We start from the raw sequence: 16,209 nt of genomic DNA, 5'->3' as shown, positions 1-16,209 counted from the left end.
ATCCGGGGGAGAACCATGAAGCGCAAGATCCGGCTGGCCACCATGACGGCGGCCCTCGCTCTCGTCGTCACCGGGGGCGTGGCGGCTGCGGCACCGGCGCAGGCCGCCGACTGGAAGGCGTACAGCGTGAGCGTGCAGGGGCAGAGCGCCTGCAAGGGCATGCTGACGAGCGCCATCCGCGGCAAGCTGATGACCGGCTACAAGGTCGATCTGCGCCAGCCCTGCTACCACAGCGGCGGCGGCTACTGGAGCGCGTACTTCTACTACTCGCGCTGAGTCCGGCGTCGGCGGCCAGGGGTCGGGCCGCCGACGGACGCGCATTCAGGCGCGCTCGACCGGGAGCCACAGCTCGCACGTGGCCGTGGCGAAATCGTCCGAGCGGTCGAGCACCGCCACGATCGACGGCCCGGGGCGGAGCCGCCACGGATTCGACGGGAACCAGTCCGTCGCCGTCGCGGCCCACGCCGACTGCAGCGCGGCCGGGTACTCGCCCGCGACGCGGAACACGGCCCACTGACCGGCCGGAACCTCGATCGTGTCGAGGTCGTCGGGCGCTGCGGCGGCGTCCGCGAGCGCGACGCCGTGCAGATACGTCAATGGCGTGCCCTTGCGCGCGTCGGGATCCACGTCGGCGCTCACCTGGAGGAGCCCGCGGGGCTCGGTGTCGCCGAGCTGCTTCAACCGGGCGTGCTCGCTCGGCTCGATCGCGGCGATGTGCGCCTGGATGTGCGGATTCACCCCCTCGTGGATGAGCGGCACGCGCGCGGCGTGGCCGGCGAGCGTGAACGCGGGGCGGTCGGTGATGCGGGTGTCCATCGGGGCACTCCCTTCGACGGTCAGGCGGAACCTGAGCTGTGGTTGTGTGCGAAGGGGGCCGCCGTCGCGACGCACCTCGGCCGGGGATGCGCCGTGCACCGCACGGAACGCCCGGCCGAACGCCTCCGTCGAGCCGTAGCCATGGCGGACGGCGATGTCGAGCAGCTCGCCGTGGCCGAGGACCTCCGCCGCAGCGAGCGTCATCCGCCGCCGTCGGACGTACTCCGATAGCGGCATCCCCGCCAGCGAGGAGAACATGCGCCGCAGGTGGTACTCGGTCGTGCCCGCCCGGCGGGCGAGCGCCGCCAGCTCCGTGGGGCCGTCGAGCGTCTGCTCGACCAGCTCGACGACGCGGTTGAGGGTCGCGATCACGGTTCCTCCTTCGCCATCCAGCCTGCTCGTCGCGGCGGCCCGGCACCCGACTTCCGCGGTCCGAATCGATCGGATGCCGATCGGCCTCCGGTGGGCGGCCACCCGGCCATCCGAGTATCGTGGCACGGCTCGCCCGGTGGTCGCGCGCCCGCCGGTAGAGTCCTCGAGTGACGGTCGAAGCGGTCAGTACGGCGTACGGCGCCAGGTCGGCGGAGTACGTCGACGCCTTCGGCGGCATCGACGCGGCGGCCGAAGCCGACCGCCGGGCCCTGCTCGCCTGGGCGGGTGGCGTCACCGGGCCGGCGCTCGACGTCGGCTGCGGACCGGGCCAGTGGACCGCCTTCCTCGCCGAGCACGGGCTCGACATCGAGGGCCTGGACCCCACGCCGGAGTTCGTCGCCGCCGCCCGGCTGCGGCACCCGGCCCAGCGGTTCCGTCTCGGCCGGGCCGAGGAGCTCGGCGTCGGAGACGCGAGCCTCGGCGGCATCCTGGCCTGGTTCTCGCTGATCCACACCCATCCCGTGGCCATCGACGTCGCACTCCGGGAGTTCGCGCGAGCACTCGCGCCCGCCGGCTCGCTCGCGCTCGGATTCTTCGAGGGCCCCGAACTCGAAGCGTTCCCGCACGCCGTGACGACGGCCTACTTCTGGCCGCTCGGCCTGCTCGCGGCGCGGGTCGAGGACGCGGGGTTCACGATCACCGAGGCCCAGGCACGGACCGACCCCGGCGTGCGCAGGCAGGGCCTCATCCTCGCCCGTCGCGCCGGGGCGCGCCACACCGGGGCGCATCGCGCCTGATCCAGGCATCCACCGTCGCGTCGAACGTCGACGCCCCGGCGTCAGCCGACCTGCGTCGCCGTGAGACCCGTGCGCTGCCGCGCCGCGTACTGCCCGCCCCACCGCGTCAGCGCCTCGACGAGCGGGCCGGCGCTCTCGCCGAGTTCGCTCAGCCGGTACTCGACCTTCGGGGGCACCTGCTGGTAGACGGTGCGGGTGATGAGCCCGTCCTGCTCGAGCTCGCGCAGCTGCCGGGTGAGCACCCGTGCTGTGGGGTTGTCGAGCAGGCGGCCGAGCTCGCCGAAGCGAAGCACGCCGTGCTCGGCCAGGGCTTTCAGGATGCTCGGCTTCCACGCGCCGCCGAGCACGGCGATCGAGACCTCCGCGTCGCAGGAGTCGGCCCACTCGCGGATGACGCGTTCCGTCTTCTCTCGCATCGACTGCACCTCCGGGTGAGATCGGGATGACTCCTCGCACCCATAGTATCCAAACGGTCACTACCTGACGAGAATGTCCGTACTTGTCACTCCGTACCGTACTCCACAGAATGGTCGAGTGACCCTCTCTCCGGCCCTGCCCGACTCCCGCTCCTCGATCCGTCGCTGGGCCGCGATGGTGCCGATGCTGCTCGGCATCCTGATCGGCTCGCTCGCGATCAGCAGTGCCGCGACGGCGCTGCCCGCGATCCGCACGGAGCTCTCGCTCGGCGACACCGAGGCGCTCTGGCTCGTCGACAGCTACGCGCTCGCGATGGCCGCGACGCTCATCATCGCGGCGAGGATCGGCGATGCCTTCGGCCGCAAACGGATCATCCTCATCGGACTCGCCGGCTTCGCCATCCTGAACCTCGCCGGCGGCCTCGCCACCGGCGGCGCGATGCTCATCGGGGCGCGAACCCTGCTCGGCATCGCCGAGGCGTTCGTGATCGCGGGCGTGGTCGCGACGATCGGCGCGCGCTACGCGGGGCGGGATCGCGTCGTCGCCTACGGCCTCTGGACCGCGACCTTCGGCGTGGGCAACGCGGTCGGGCCCGTGCTCGGCGGCGCGCTCGCCGAGGGCCCGGGCTGGCGGTGGCTCTTCCTCGGCAGTGTGCCGCTCGCGATCATCGCCATCGTGCTCGCGGCCTGGCTGGTGCCCGACTCCCGCAGCAGCCTGCGGCCGAGCTGGGACGTGCCGAGCATCCTCGCCTCGATGCTCGCGCTCGGCGGCCTGGTGCTCGCGCTGCACGAGGCGATCGCCGCCCCGCTCGTCGCGATCGTCGCCGGTGCGGTGGCCATCGCGAGCCTCGTCTTCTTCATCGTGCGGCAGCGGCGGCTGCGCGAACCGCTCATCGATGTGCGGCTGTTCGGCCTCCCGGGGTTCTCGCCGGCGATCACCCGCATCCTCGTCAGCGCCGGCGCCTCCGCAGCCGCGGTGCTGCTCGTCAGCCTGCAGCTGCAGGACACCCGGGGTGCGAGCGCCGCGGAGGCCGGGCTCGCGCTGCTGCCGCAAGCCGCCGCGATCGCGGCGGGCGGCGTGATCACGCCGCTGCTGCTCCGCTGGCTCTCGGCGAACCTCCTCACCGTGCTCGCCCTGCTCGTGCAGGCCGCCGGGCTCGGCTGGCTCGCGAGCGATCCCGCGTTCATCGCGGCCCCGCTCGTGCTCGTGGGCCTCGGCTTCGGCATCGCCGGCACGCTCGCGGCGACCGCGCTCTTCGAGGCGACCACCGAGGATCAGGCGGGGCAGGTCGGGGCGATCCAGGAGATCGGCTTCGCCCTCGGCTCGGGGCTCGGCATCGCCGTGTTCGGCACGATCGCCGCCGCGCTCCCGACGGGCGGGTTCGCGGTCGCGGTGCTCGTCGCGACGATCGTCGTGGGCGCCATGGCGGTGCTCCCGGAGCTGCGCCGCCGGCGGTGAGCTCGCCGAGTCCCGGCACGGCGTGAGAGCGCTTCCGCGGCGCGGGCGCGCCCCCGCCCGTTCGGGGGTGTCGGCTGGATGCCACGTGGGAGTATGCTGACGCGCACTGCGGTGGTTGAGGCGCGTCAACCGTTCGGGCGACGTCGCTGCGCACCGCAGTGGGGGGTCGACCCGGGCGAGATCGGGGGGATGCTTGCCCGGGCCGGCCGTGCCATCGGAGCGGCAGGGAAAACGCCGGCATCCGATGTCCTCCAGGACGGGGACCACCCCGAAGGTAGGGGGATCTTGTCAGAGAGCGGCCCCGGCCGCAAATCGACGAGTTTGGTCCGCTTTTGGGCATGGTTCGCGGAGCGGCCCCTGGTTCGCTGAGCTTGTCGAAGCGATGCGGCGTTCCCTTCGACGGGCTCAGGGAACCAGCGGTTCACGCTCAGGGGGCCAGGGCGGCGGCGACCCGCTCGCGCAGCACGGGCAGCAGCTCGGCGGCGAACCAGGGATTGCGTTGCTGCCAAGCCGTGTTGCGCGGGCTCGGATGCACGAGCGGAACGATCTCCGGCCCGAACGCGGCGAAGTCGCGCACCGTCTGCGTCAGCGTGGCGCCGCCGCGCCTGCCGAGGTAGTGACGCTGCGCGTAGCCGCCGATGAGCAGGGTCAGTCGGAGCTCGGGCATCGTGCGGAGGATGCGCGGATGCCACGTCTGGGCGAAGCCGCGCCGGGGCGGCAGGTCGCCGCTCGGCCCGCGGCCCGGATAGAAGAAGTCCATCGAGAGGAACGCGAATGACTCGGGCGCGCGGAACGTGCGCTCGTCCACGCCGAGCCACTCGCGGAGCCGTTCGCCGCTCGCGTCGCTCCAGGGGAGGGCGTTGTCCTGCGCCTGCCGACCGGGGGACTGGCCGACGACGAGGATGCGCGCGCGGGGGTCGGCGGTGAAGACGGGCTGCGCGCCGGCGGCTACGAACGCCCGGTTCGCCGGGGCCGCGACGATCGCCGCGCGGATCGACGCGATCGTCTCGGAGCTCATGCGAACGATGATCTCACCCTGGTTCGCTGAGCTTGTCGAAGCGGGACTTGGTTCGCTGAGCTTGTCGAAGCGGAACTTGGTTCGCTGAGCTCGTCGAAGCGGGACTTGGTTCGCTGAGCTCGTCGAAGCGGTACTGGTTCGCTGAGCTCGTCGAAGCAGGGTGGGCGGTGTTCCCTTCGACGGGCTCGGGGAACCAGACGGGCTCAGGGAACCAGGGCGGTGTTCCCTTCGACGGGCTCAGGGAACCACGGGCTCAGGGCGCCAGGTCGGCGCGCAGCGCGTCGGCGGCGGCGCGGGCCTCGCTCGCGGCCCGGGCGGCCCGGGCGCGCTTCCGTTCGAGCGGTGGCACCGCCTGTTCGGCTCGGGCCAGCTCGCCCTCGGCGTCGCTGAGCCGGCGTTCGAGTTCGCGGCGTTCGGCGAGCAGAGCGTCCCGCTGCGCAGCGGCGGCTCCGGCGGCGGCGCTCGCCGCGTCGACGAGCTCGGATGCCTCGGCCGCGGCAGCCTCGGAGGCATCCGCCCGCTCCTCCGCCTCGGCGAGCTCGCGCTCCGCGCGCGCCCTCGCCTCCCGCTGCTTGCGCGTGCGCCGCTCGGCGAGCTCGTCGGGCGGATCCGCCCGACGTCGTGCGGACGCCGGGGCGACACCGCCCGCGAGCCCACCGGCGACGGCGCCGTCGAGCTCGACCTCGGTGCCGACGGCTTCGAGCGCCCGCACGAGCAGCCCCGTGCGCACGGCGTCGGCGGCTGAGGCATCCGTCATCGCCGCCTGCAGAGTCTCGGCGACCTCGTCGAGCACCGGCTGGCGCACGGGCGCGCCGAGCTCGTCGGCGAGTCCGCCCGCCTCGCGGGCGAGCGCCGCGACGACGGTGCGCCGCTGCCGGGCGAGCGCGGTGAGGGAGGCCGCGTCGAGCTCGGCCTGGGCGGCGCGCAGCTCGTCGCCGAGCTCGAGGAGCTGCTCGAGCTCGGCTCGCCGGTGCCGGACAAGCTGGTTCACGAGCCAGGCGGCCGGGGCCGGGCGGCGCAGTTCGGCGACCGCGGCGGCGAGCGCCGGGTCACTCGGCTTCAGCTCCTTCGCCCGGGCGTTCCGGGCTGCGACGAACTCCGTCGGAAGCGTCCCGTAGAGCTCCCCGGCGATCTCGGCCAGTGCGTGGTCGTCGGCCATGCCTTCATCCTGCCCCGCCCCATCTCGACTTGCCCGACTTTCATGAAAGTCGGGCAAGTCGAGAAAAGAAGTTCGGTATTCGGTGTTGCTAAGTACCGGTACTCAGTGTTACTTTCTAGTGGTACTCAGCAACACTGAATAGCAGAGCACGGAACTGAACGAAGAGAAGGGAGCATCCCGATGGGTAAGCAGATGACCGAGATGCTCAAGGGCACGCTCGAGGGCATCGTCCTCGCGATCATCGCGGTGCAGCCGGCGCACGGCTACGACATCACCGCGCGGCTCCGCGAGCGCGGCTTCACCGACATCGCCGAGGGCACCATCTACGCCCTGCTCGTCCGAGTCGAGCAGCGCGGCCTCGTCGACGTCGAGAAGGTGCCCTCCGAGAAGGGCCCGCCCCGCAAGGTGTTCACCCTGAACGCCAAGGGGCGCGACGAACTCGAAGAGTTCTGGAGGACGTGGAGCTTCCTCGCAGAACGTATCGAACAGCTCCACGAAGGAGAGAAGTGACCATGGCTGCCAAGTGGATCGAAGCATTGACCGGCTCGCTCGAGCAGAAGAAGCAGTACCGCCAGGCGAAGGCGCGGCTCGACGCCCTGCCGGAGCAGTACCGCATCGCGGCGAACGCCTGCCACCGCTACCTCATGTACTACGGCGGCATCACCGACGGCGAAACCCTCGTGCAGATGTTCGTCGACCTCGCCGACCTCTGGGAGCGCGCGGCCGTCGACGGCACCCCCGTCGCCGACATCGTGGGCGACGACCCCGTCGAGTTCGCCGAGACGTTCGCCCAGGCCTACGGCGGCACCCAGTGGATCGACAAGGAGCGCGCGCGCCTCGTCAAGGACATCGAGCAGGCGAAGCGAGGTGATCGGAAATGAGTGACACCGCCATCCGAGTGCGCGGCATCGAGAAGTCCTTCAAGGACGTGCACGTGCTGCGCGGGGTCGATTTCGACGTCGAGCGGGGCAGCATCTTCGCCCTGCTCGGCTCGAACGGGGCCGGCAAGACGACGCTCGTGCGCATCCTCTCGACGCTGCTGAAGGCCGATGCGGGCGCCGCGACCGTGCAGGGCCACGACGTGGGCAGCGCCCCCGGCGAGGTGCGCGAGTCGATCAGCCTCACGGGGCAGTTCGCCGCGGTCGACGAGGTGCTGAGCGGGCGGGAGAATCTCGTGCTCGTCGCGAAGCTCCGGCACGTGAAGAACCCCGGCGCGATCGCCGACGAGCTGCTCGCCCGGTTCTCGCTCACCGAGGCGGGCGACCGACGCGCGGCGACGTACTCCGGCGGCATGCGCCGCCGGCTGGACATCGCGATGAGTCTCATCGGGGAGCCGAAGATCATCTTCCTCGACGAGCCCACCACCGGGCTCGACCCGCAGGCTCGCATCGACGTCTGGCGCACCGTGAAGCAGCTCGCCGAGGGCGGCACGACCGTGCTGCTCACGACGCAGTATCTCGACGAGGCCGAGCAGCTCGCCGACCGCATCGCGATTCTGCATCGCGGCACCATCATCCAGAACGGCACCCTGGCCGAGCTCAAGCAGCTCCTCCCGCCAGCCGAGATCGAGTACGTCGAGAAGCAGCCCTCCCTCGAGGACGTCTTCCTGGCCCTCGTCGGCGACACGGGCGAGGCCGACGCGGCGGAGAACGCCGACGCGGCGGCGGATGCCTCAGCACGAAAGGAAGCACGATGACCACCCACGCCATCGCCGACACCGGCGTGCTCACCGGGCGCTCGCTGCGCCACATCCTCCGCAGTCCCGACACGATCATCACGACCGCGGTCACGCCGATCGCGCTCATGCTGCTGTTCGTGTACGTGCTCGGCGGGGCGATCAACACGGGCTCCGACGAGTCGTACATCAACTACCTGCTGCCGGGCATCCTGCTCATCACGATCGCCTCGGGCGTCGCGTACACCTCGTACCGACTGTTCCTCGATCTGCAGGGCGGCATCTTCGACCGATTCCAGTCGATGCCGATCGCCCGCTCGAGCGTGCTCTGGGCGCATGTGCTCACCTCGGTCGTCGCGAACCTCGTGTCCGTCGCGATCGTCGTCGGCGTCGCCCTGATCATGGGGTTCCGTACGGGGGCGTCGGTCGGGGCGTGGCTCGGCGTCGCCGGCATCCTGATCCTCTTCATCCTGGCGCTGACCTGGCTCGCCGTGGTCGCGGGGCTCTCGGCGAAGTCGGTCGATGGGGCGAGCGCGTTCAGCTACCCGCTGATCTTCCTGCCGTTCATCAGCTCGGCCTTCGTGCCGACCGACTCGATGCCGGCGCCGGTGGCCTGGTTCGCCGAGAACCAGCCGGTCACCTCGATCGTGAACACGATCCGGGCGCTGTTCGCCGGACAGCCGGTCGGCACCGAGATCTGGATCGCCCTCGCCTGGCTCGTCGGCATCCTCGCCGTCGCCTACGGCTTCGCGATCGCGATCTACCGGAAGAAGCTCAGCTGAGCCGCCCCAATGCGGTGTTGCCCGACTTTCATGAAAGTCGGGCAACTCGGCGTTGGGTCGGCGGGTGCGCGGTTGGCGGCTGCACCGTCGGCGGCGGACGCCTCAGCGGCGCGTGAGCGCGGCCGGCTCCGCCCAGCGCAGCACCCGGAGCGCGCGCAGCGTGTTCCACCGGCTCGGCTGCCCCTCCGGCGCCTCGACGACGTAGCCGCGCAACGTCGGCCGCTGCGGTCCGGCCGGCCAGCGGCCGTCGGGCAGGCGCCGCGCGAGCAGCAGTTCGAACGCCGGGGCGAGCCGCTCGTCGGGCGCTCCGCCGTTCAGCCGGAAGTGCTCGAGTGCGCGCAGCACGTCGTAGAACCAGTACATGGGGAACGCGAACGTCGCGTACTGCGGGTTCGCGAGCTCGCCGGTGCTCCGGCGGCGGAACAGGCTGCGCTCGAGCAGGTACTCCTCGCCCGTGCGCACGGCATCGGCGATCGAGGCATCCGCCGACCCGGTCGCCCGCTGGTACGCGCGCAGCCCCTCGAGCGCGCAGAGCGTGCTGTCGAAGGAGGAGCGCACGGACTCCTCGACGGGGTCGCAGTTCCAGCCGCCGTCGCTGAGACGCTGGCCGAGCAGGCGGTCGACCAGGCGATCGGATGCCTCGTCGAGCACCCCGAAGTACGCGGCGTACGCCAGCACGCCGCCGTTGACGCACTCCTCGACCTCGCCGGCGAAGAAGGGCCGGCCGCCATCCTCCTCGGGCCAGCGCACCCCCTCGCGCACCCGCTCGATCGCGGCCCGCACCTCGGGCGCCTCGGGATCGACGCCGAAGCGCAGCAGCACGTGCAGCGTCCACATCACGCTGTCGCGTTCGCGCTGCGGCCCGTACGTGAAGCCGCCCCAATAGCCGCGTTCGTCCTGCAGCTCGAGGATGCGCGCGGCGATGCCCTCGCGCGTCGCGAGCGCCCGCTCGGCGGCGACGAGGTCGGGCGGCGAGTCGAGCAGATCGCGCTGCACCTGCCAGCGGATCGCCGGGTCGGCGTGCAACAGCCAGTCGATGACGTCCTCGTCCATGCGGGCGATGATGCCACCGACCGCCGACGTCCGCATCGCCCGACCGGGCCCCTCGAAGCATCCAACCGCCCCAACCGTCATTTGTCCAATATTTGGCTCAATCGGGCGTAGGGTGGTGCAGTGCCCGGAATCTCCCACAACACCCCGCTCTCCACCCAACTGGCCGACGAACTCCGCCGCCGCATCGCCGAGGGCGAGTACGCCGTCGGCGCGCTCCTGCCGACCGAGGCCGAGCTGGCCGCCGAGTTCGAGGTGAGCCGCAACAGCCTGCGCGAGGCGATCCGCTCGCTCGTGCACGCCGGGCTCCTCGGCGCCCGCGCCGGCTACGGCACCTTCGTCGTCGCCGCGAGCGACGTCGCCCCGGCGCTCGCCAGGCGCCTCGACCACGACCGCGCCGAGGACGTCGCCGAGGTGCGGCTCCTGCTCGAGCGCGAGGGAGCGCGCCTCGCCGCCCTGCGCGCGGGCGAGCCGGAGCACCGGGCCATCCTCGACGCGCTCGCCGCCCGCACCGCCGCCGAGACCGCACCGGAGTACGCGGCCGCCGACGTGCGCTTCCACCGCGCGGTGCAGGATGCCTCGGGCAACGCCCTGCTCGCCGAGCTCTACCGCGGGGTCGGCGGCAACGAGCAGGCCCTCGCGCCGCTCTCGGGGCCCGAGGTCGACCTCGCCGCGCAGCGCGCCGCGTTCGGTCACGTCGACGACGCGCACGCCGAGCTCGCCCAGGCGATCGTGGCCGGCGATCCGGCGGCCGCGGTCGAGGCCGCCGAACGGATGGTCCGCCTCGCGCACGAGCAGACCGGCTTCCCCGGGGCCGCCACCGGCGCCGGCCTCGGCACCGCCACCGGCACCGGCCTCGGCACCGCCGCGAGCGACGCCGAGGACGCCCGATGAGCCGCGGGGGAGCCGCCCGCGCCCTCAGCCCCGCGCTCGTGCTCGCGGGGCTGCTGCTCGTCGCCGCGAACCTCCGCGCCGGCATCACCACGGTCGGCCCCGTCCTCGGCGAGCTGCAGCAGGATCTCGGGCTCGCCTCGCTCGAGGCATCCGTGCTCATCAGCCTGCCGCTCGTCGCCTTCGCGATCGTCTCGCCGATCGCGCCGGCGGTCGCGAGCCGCATCGGCCTCGAACGCTCCCTCGGCATCGCCCTCGCGGCGCTCGCCGTCGGCCTCGTGGTGCGCTCGCTGCCCGGCTTGCCGCTGCTCTGGACCGGCACCGCCCTGCTCGGCGTCGCGATCGCCGTGCTGAACGTCGTACTGCCCGCCGTCGTGAAGCGCGACTTCCCGAAGCGCATCGGCCAGGTCACCGGCACCTACTCGGCCGTGCAGGCGGCCTTCGCCGCGCTCGCCGCGGGAGTCGCCGTACCCGTCGCCGGGGCGTCGGCGCTCGGCTGGCGGCTGCCGCTCGGCATGTGGGCCGGTCTCGCGCTCATCGCGATCGTGGTGATGCTGCCGCAGTTCCGGCGTACGACGCATCTCTCGGCGCAGGACCTCGCCGACGCCGAACACCCAGACCTCTCCGGGCTGCGCTCGCCGTGGCGCTCGGCGATCGGTTGGCAGGTGACCGCGTTCATGGGGCTGCAGTCGCTCGGCTTCTACGTGCTGATCACCTGGCTGCCCTCGATCGAGGCCTCGGCCGGCATCGACCGCGCCGCCGCGGGCCTGCACCAGCTGCTGCTGAACGGTGCGGGCATCGCGGGGAGCCTCGCGGCATCCGCGCTCATCCCGCGGCTCCGCGACCAGCGCTGGCTCGCCGCGGGCAGCTCGGCGCTCTTCCTCGGTTCGGTGCTCGGGGTGCTGCTGGCGCCGCAGCTCGCCGCTGTGTGGGCCGTCCTCGCCGGCATCGCGGGCGGATCGAACATCGTGATCGCGCTGAGCTCGTTCGGCCTGCGCACCAGCCATCACGCGCAGGCGGCCTCGCTCTCCGGCATGGCGCAGTCGGTCGGCTACACGCTCGCCGCGATCGGGCCCATCGCCGTCGGCCTCATGCACGACGTCACCGGCTCGTGGACGCCGCCGCTGCTCGTGCTCGCCGGCCTCGTGTGCCTCACGGTCGTCTTCGGCTTCCTCGCCGGACGCGACCGCGTGCTCCGCTGAGCGCGCCCCGCCCCCGCCCCGCGGCCCCGGACCGGCCGACCGGATGGCGCGACGTCAGTATTTGCGGGTCGGGATGGCCGCGCACCCGCAAATACTGCCGTCTTGCGCCGGGTGTGGGCGGGGCGGGGCTGGGGAGGGGCGGGGTTCTTGAGTTCTGCTCGGGGTTCCCCCTAGGCTGCGAGCGGGCAGGGCGACGGCGGCGAGAACGCCGCCGGATCCGGGGGGATGCGGTCGGCTCCGCCTGCCGCAACGGCGCGGCACCGCAGAGTCGAGGTCGACATGTCGGGCACGCGCACATCGGTCATCGGGGAGGCGCTGCCGACGGCACGCACCCTGCCGTTCCCACCGAAATCCTCCGGCAGCACCGCGGGGCGGACGCTGCAGGAGTCCACCTACTCGCCGAGACCGCCCGAACGGCACCTCCCGACCGACGCGCCGAACGTGCTCGTCATCCTCATCGACGACGCCGGCCCGGCCCTGCCGAAACCGCTCGGCGGCCTCGTCGAGACGCCGACGCTCGCCCGCATCCGGGAGGGCGGAATCGGCTTCAACCGCTTCCACACCACGGCGATGTGCTCGCCCACCCGCGCGTCCCTGCTGACGGGACGTAACCACCACCGCGTCGGCAACGGCCAGATCGCCGAACTCGCGAACGACTGGGACGGCTACTCGGGGCACATCCCGAAGTCGAGCGCGACGATGGCGGAGGTGCTGCGCCAGTACGGCTACTCCACCGCCGCTTGGGGCAAGTGGCACAACACCCCCGCGGAGGAGACGACCGCGGCCGGCCCCTTCGACCGCTGGCCCACCGGCTACGGCTTCGAGTACTTCTACGGCTTCCTCGCCGGCGAGGCATCCCAGTACGAGCCCAACCTCGTGCGGAACACGACGACCGTGCTTCCCCCGCGCTCGCCCGAAGAGGGCTATCACCTGAGCGAGGACCTCGCCGACGACGCGATGCGCTGGCTGCGCGACCACAAGGCCAACGCGCCCGACCAGCCCTTCTACCTCTACTGGGCGACCGGCGCCATCCACGGACCGCACCACATCATGAAGGAGTGGGCCGACAAGTACGCCGGCGTCTTCGACGACGGCTGGGACGCCTACCGCGAGGAGGCCTTCGCGGGGGCGAAGGCCGCGGGCTGGATCCCCGAGGACGCCGAGCTCACCCCGCGGCCCGACAGCCTGCAGGGCTGGGACGAGATCCCCGAGCACCAGAAGCCCTTCCAGCGCCGGCTCATGGAGGTCGCCGCCGGCTTCGGCGAGCACGCCGACGTGCAGGCCGGGCGGCTCATCGACGAACTCGAGCGGCTCGGCTACCTCGACGACACGATCATCGTCTACATCTGGGGCGACAACGGCTCCTCGGGCGAGGGGCAGAACGGCACGATCAGCGAACTGCTCGCGCAGAACATGATCCCGACGACCATCGACCAGCACCTCGCCGCGCTCGACGAGCTCGGCGGGCTCGACGCGCTCGGCACCCCGGCCACCGACAACCAGTACCACGCGGCGTGGGCCTGGGCCGGGTCGACGCCCTACCAGGGCATGAAGCTCATGGCGTCGCACCTGGGCGGCACCAGGAACCCCATGTTCATCCAGTGGCCGGGCCGCATCGCGGCGGATGCCTCGCCGCGCACGCAGTTCCACCACGTCATCGACGTCGTGCCGACGATCTACGAGATCATCGGCATCCAGCCGCCGGAGACGGTGAACGGCATCCCGCAGATCCCCATCGACGGCACGAGCTTCGCCTATGCGATCGACGACGCCGCGGCCGAGGGCCGGCACCGGGTGCAGTACTTCGAGATCATGGGCAGCCGATCGATCTACGCCGACGGCTGGCTCGCCTCGGCGACCGGGCCGCGGCTGCCCTGGGTGCCCGGCGCCCCTTCCGGCATCGCGACCTGGACGCCCGATGCCGATCCGTGGGAGCTCTACCACCTCGACGAGGACTGGAGTCAGGCGCACGACCTCGCCGCCGAGCACCCCGAGAAGCTCGCCCAGCTGAAGGAACTCTTCGCGATCGAGGCGGCGCGCAACGAGGTGCTGCCCGTCGGCGGCGGGCTCTGGGTGCCGGTCTACCACCCCGAGTACCGGCTCGGCCCGGCCTACACGGAATGGGAGCTCTCGGGCGACACGGTGCGGATCCCGGAGTTCTGCGCGCCGGCGCTCGGGAACACGCCGAACCTCGTCACCATCCGGGCCACGCTGCCCGAGCGGGCGAACGGCGTGCTCTACAAGCTCGGCGGCGCGGGCGGCGGGCTCACCGCGTACCTGCTCGACGGCGTGCTGCACTACGAGTACAACCTGTTCCTCGTGCAGCGCACGATCATCGCAGCGGACGCCCCGCTGCCGGCGGGCGAGGCGACGATCGAGATCGAGACGGCGTACGTGGAGCGACGGCCGGGCGGCCCGCTCTCGGTCGCGCTACGGGTCGGTGGTGCGGAGGTCGCGAGCGGCACGGTGCCGGTGAGCGCGCCGTTGCTGTTCTCGGCGAACGACTGCCTCGACATCGGGCGCGCCTACGGTGGCGCGGTGTCGCGGGCGTACGCCGAGCGGATGCCGTTCGCCCTGGACGGCACGATCGACGCCGTGCACATCGCATACCGCTGAGTCGCACTCGCCGGCATCCCGCCCGCCCGTCCCCACCCGACCCCGCCCCCCGCCCGCCGGACTCCGCCCCCGCCCAGCTCCGCCGCCGCCGGTGACAAGACGTCAGTATTTGCGGGTTCGGAAGGCCAGGCACCCGCAAATACGGACTTCTTGCCTCGGGGCCGGGCGGGGCGGGGCCGGAGCCGGGAGCGCCGGGGCGGGGATGGCGCGACGTCAGTATGTGCGGGTTCGTCGACCCGCGCACCCGCACATACTGACGTTTTGCCTGGTGGCGTGGGCGGGGTGTCGGGCGGGCGGGGCCGGTGGCGGGCGGGCCGGGGCCGGGCGCGGGCGGATGGCGCGACGTCAGCATTTGCGGGTCGGGGAGGCCGCGCACCCGCAGATACTGACGTCTTGCCGCGCGTGGCGAGCGGCAGGCGGACGGGTGGCAGGGCGGCGGCTCAGACGAAGACGCGGTTGCCGCGGAAGCGGCCCTCCGGGTCGAGGCGGCGGCGCACCGCGTCGGCGCGCTCGACGTCGGCCCGGTCGTAGGCACCGAGGTAGCTCGGCTCACCCTCGAGGAACGTCGCGAAGGTGCGCTCGGTCACCTGCTCGCCGAGCGCCGCCGCGATCGCGGCGAAGCCCGCCTGCACGGCCGGCTCGATGCCGGGCACGGCCACCGCACGGGCGCTCACGACGTGCGCGTGCGGCACGGCTCCGGCAATGGCCGGACGCTCGGGAGACTCGGCGAGCGCCCCGCCGAGCCCGCGGAACTCGATGAGCATGATCGCCTGCCCCGCCGGCGACTGCCAGGTGTCGAGCAGCGCGTCGAGACCGTCGGCGTCGAGGTCGGCGAAGCGGCCCCAGCCGTAGCCCGCGCTCGGCTCGGTCGGCTCGTCGGCCACGACCGCGAGCTGTTCGATGCCGATCGGCGCGATCGTGTCGAGCTGCACGGTGCCGGTGGCCCGCACCGGGGCGAGCACGGCCTCGAGGGCCTCGGCGCCGTCGGTCGAGACGGCCTGCACGGTGACGATCGTGCGACCGCGCAGTTCGGCGGGCACCGCCTCGACATCGGGCAGCCGCATCGCCCCGGCGTGCAGGGCGACCTCGCGCGGCGCGGCCGCCTGTGCCGCGAGCGCCGCCTGCAGCACGGGCCGGAGCTCGGCTCCGTCGAAGGCGAGACGGCCGCCGACGAGCTCGCGCGCGGGGTACAGCTCGAGCTCGACGGCGGTCACCACGCCGAACGCGCCGCCTGCGCCGCGCAACGCCCAGAGCAGCTCGGGGTCGTCGGCGTCGCGCACCCAGCGATGCTCGCCGTCGGCGGTCAGCAGTTCGACGGCGAGGAGCGAGGCGGAGCCCTGCCCGTGCTCACGGCTGAACCAGGAGTGCCCGCCCGCGAGCAGGAACGGCACGGTGTGCACGACGCGGTTGGACCCCGAGAGCGCGACGAGCCCTGTGCCCTCGAGCGCGGCGAGCACGCGGCCCCAGCCCACGCCGGCCCCGACGCGCGCCACCCGGCGCTCGGCGTCGACCTCGACGGTGTCGAAGTGCACGGTGCGCAGGAGCACGGCCCTCTCGAGCGAGCCGGAGGCCCCGTGGCCGCCGGGCTGCACCGCCAGCTGCAGGCCGTCGGCGCGCGCCGCCTCGAGGAGTGCGCGCAGCTCGTCGACGTCGCGCGGGCTCGCCACGGCGGCGGGGCGCTGGTCGACCGCCCGATTCCACGGTGCGCGCGCCTCGTCGTAGGCGGCGTCGCCGGGCAGGACGAGTCGGTCGCCGAAGCGCTCGGCGAGGGCGGTGAGTGCCGTCGAGGTCATAGCGCGACGGTAGCGGGGCCCGCCGACATGCGCCATCCCCCGGAACACGAGCACGAACGCGAGCACGAGCACGAACGCAAGCACGAGCACGAACACGAACACCCTCGCGCCGCTTCCGCGCGGGCCATCCGCTCGACTACCGTCTGAACTGACCTCGGCCCGT

General features: G+C 72.6%; 16 protein-coding genes. 10 read left to right on the top strand and 6 right to left on the bottom strand.

From position 1 onward, the window contains the following. Positions 1 to 15: 15 nt before the first annotated feature. On the top strand, positions 16 to 276 hold the full coding sequence (locus ACFWE1_RS17060) for a hypothetical protein (RefSeq protein ID WP_376934658.1): 261 nt from the start codon (positions 16 to 18) through the stop codon (positions 274 to 276). A 45-nt stretch (positions 277 to 321) separates the two neighbouring features. Here ACFWE1_RS17060 and ACFWE1_RS17055 read toward each other — a convergent pair whose 3' ends face one another. Beyond that, positions 322 to 1,188 (bottom strand): GyrI-like domain-containing protein, encoded by an 867-nt coding sequence (locus tag ACFWE1_RS17055; protein WP_376934656.1) that lies wholly within the window; start codon positions 1,186 to 1,188, stop codon positions 322 to 324. Between the two features lie 167 nt (positions 1,189 to 1,355). Here ACFWE1_RS17055 and ACFWE1_RS17050 point away from each other — a divergent pair, with 167 nt between their 5' ends. Continuing rightward, positions 1,356 to 1,985, top strand: coding sequence for a class I SAM-dependent methyltransferase (locus ACFWE1_RS17050; protein WP_376934654.1), 630 nt, complete (start codon positions 1,356 to 1,358; stop codon positions 1,983 to 1,985). A 41-nt stretch (positions 1,986 to 2,026) separates the two neighbouring features. Here ACFWE1_RS17050 and ACFWE1_RS17045 read toward each other — a convergent pair whose 3' ends face one another. After that, entirely contained in the window at positions 2,027 to 2,401 is a 375-nt protein-coding gene (locus ACFWE1_RS17045; protein WP_376934652.1) for a winged helix-turn-helix transcriptional regulator, read from the bottom strand. A gap of 118 nt (positions 2,402 to 2,519) precedes the next feature. Here ACFWE1_RS17045 and ACFWE1_RS17040 point away from each other — a divergent pair, with 118 nt between their 5' ends. Then, entirely contained in the window at positions 2,520 to 3,860 is a 1,341-nt protein-coding gene (locus ACFWE1_RS17040) for an MFS transporter (RefSeq protein ID WP_376934650.1), read from the top strand. A 427-nt stretch (positions 3,861 to 4,287) separates the two neighbouring features. On the opposite strand, the gene ACFWE1_RS17035 is transcribed toward ACFWE1_RS17040, so the two are convergent. Continuing rightward, positions 4,288 to 4,878 carry a uracil-DNA glycosylase family protein gene (locus ACFWE1_RS17035; protein ID WP_376934648.1) on the bottom strand — a complete coding sequence of 197 codons (591 nt, stop codon included), beginning with the start codon at positions 4,876 to 4,878 and terminating at the stop codon, positions 4,288 to 4,290. A 253-nt stretch (positions 4,879 to 5,131) separates the two neighbouring features. Next, positions 5,132 to 6,037, bottom strand: coding sequence for a transposase (locus ACFWE1_RS17030; RefSeq protein ID WP_376934646.1), 906 nt, complete (start codon positions 6,035 to 6,037; stop codon positions 5,132 to 5,134). A gap of 180 nt (positions 6,038 to 6,217) precedes the next feature. Between ACFWE1_RS17030 and ACFWE1_RS17025 the strand changes: the two genes are divergently transcribed. From ACFWE1_RS17025 to ACFWE1_RS17010, 4 genes are read left to right on the top strand one after another with little or no spacing between them, the layout of a single operon-like run. Then, positions 6,218 to 6,547 carry a PadR family transcriptional regulator gene (locus ACFWE1_RS17025; RefSeq protein WP_376934644.1) on the top strand — a complete coding sequence of 110 codons (330 nt, stop codon included), beginning with the start codon at positions 6,218 to 6,220 and terminating at the stop codon, positions 6,545 to 6,547. A gap of 2 nt (positions 6,548 to 6,549) precedes the next feature. Beyond that, the gene (locus ACFWE1_RS17020) at positions 6,550 to 6,918 is read left to right on the top strand and encodes a DUF1048 domain-containing protein (RefSeq protein WP_376934642.1); all 369 of its coding nucleotides are present in this window, start codon (positions 6,550 to 6,552) and stop codon (positions 6,916 to 6,918) included. Then, positions 6,915 to 7,733 (top strand): ABC transporter ATP-binding protein, encoded by an 819-nt coding sequence (locus ACFWE1_RS17015; RefSeq protein ID WP_376934640.1) that lies wholly within the window; start codon positions 6,915 to 6,917, stop codon positions 7,731 to 7,733. The genes ACFWE1_RS17020 and ACFWE1_RS17015 overlap by 4 nt, the downstream gene beginning before the upstream one ends. Next, positions 7,730 to 8,494: an ABC transporter permease gene (locus tag ACFWE1_RS17010; RefSeq protein ID WP_376934638.1), complete on the top strand. Its 765-nt coding sequence runs from the start codon at positions 7,730 to 7,732 to the stop codon at positions 8,492 to 8,494. Before ACFWE1_RS17015 ends, ACFWE1_RS17010 begins: the two co-directional genes overlap by 4 nt. 102 nt (positions 8,495 to 8,596) lie before the next feature. Here the strand turns inward: ACFWE1_RS17010 and ACFWE1_RS17005 are convergent, their stop codons facing one another. Further along, entirely contained in the window at positions 8,597 to 9,547 is a 951-nt protein-coding gene (locus tag ACFWE1_RS17005; RefSeq protein WP_376934636.1) for a hypothetical protein, read from the bottom strand. A 120-nt stretch (positions 9,548 to 9,667) separates the two neighbouring features. Between ACFWE1_RS17005 and ACFWE1_RS17000 the strand changes: the two genes are divergently transcribed. From ACFWE1_RS17000 to ACFWE1_RS16990, 3 genes are all read left to right on the top strand, one after another. Beyond that, on the top strand, positions 9,668 to 10,438 hold the full coding sequence (locus ACFWE1_RS17000; protein ID WP_376934634.1) for a FadR/GntR family transcriptional regulator: 771 nt from the start codon (positions 9,668 to 9,670) through the stop codon (positions 10,436 to 10,438). Beyond that, positions 10,435 to 11,637, top strand: a complete 1,203-nt coding sequence (locus ACFWE1_RS16995; RefSeq protein ID WP_376934632.1) for a CynX/NimT family MFS transporter — start codon at positions 10,435 to 10,437, stop codon at positions 11,635 to 11,637. Before ACFWE1_RS17000 ends, ACFWE1_RS16995 begins: the two co-directional genes overlap by 4 nt. 279 nt (positions 11,638 to 11,916) lie before the next feature. Further along, complete coding sequence (locus tag ACFWE1_RS16990; protein WP_376934630.1) at positions 11,917 to 14,253, top strand: arylsulfatase; 2,337 nt, start codon at positions 11,917 to 11,919, stop codon at positions 14,251 to 14,253. Positions 14,254 to 14,693: 440 nt separating this feature from the next. On the opposite strand, the gene ACFWE1_RS16985 is transcribed toward ACFWE1_RS16990, so the two are convergent. Further along, complete coding sequence (locus tag ACFWE1_RS16985) at positions 14,694 to 16,148, bottom strand: FAD-binding oxidoreductase (protein ID WP_376934628.1); 1,455 nt, start codon at positions 16,146 to 16,148, stop codon at positions 14,694 to 14,696. Positions 16,149 to 16,209 lie beyond the last annotated feature (61 nt).

This window comes from Agromyces sp. NPDC060279 (assembly GCF_042726785.1).
GTDB lineage: Bacteria > Actinomycetota > Actinomycetes > Actinomycetales > Microbacteriaceae > Agromyces.
Note: the sequence above shows the minus strand (reverse complement) of the source record. Positions and strands in the feature narration are given on the sequence as shown.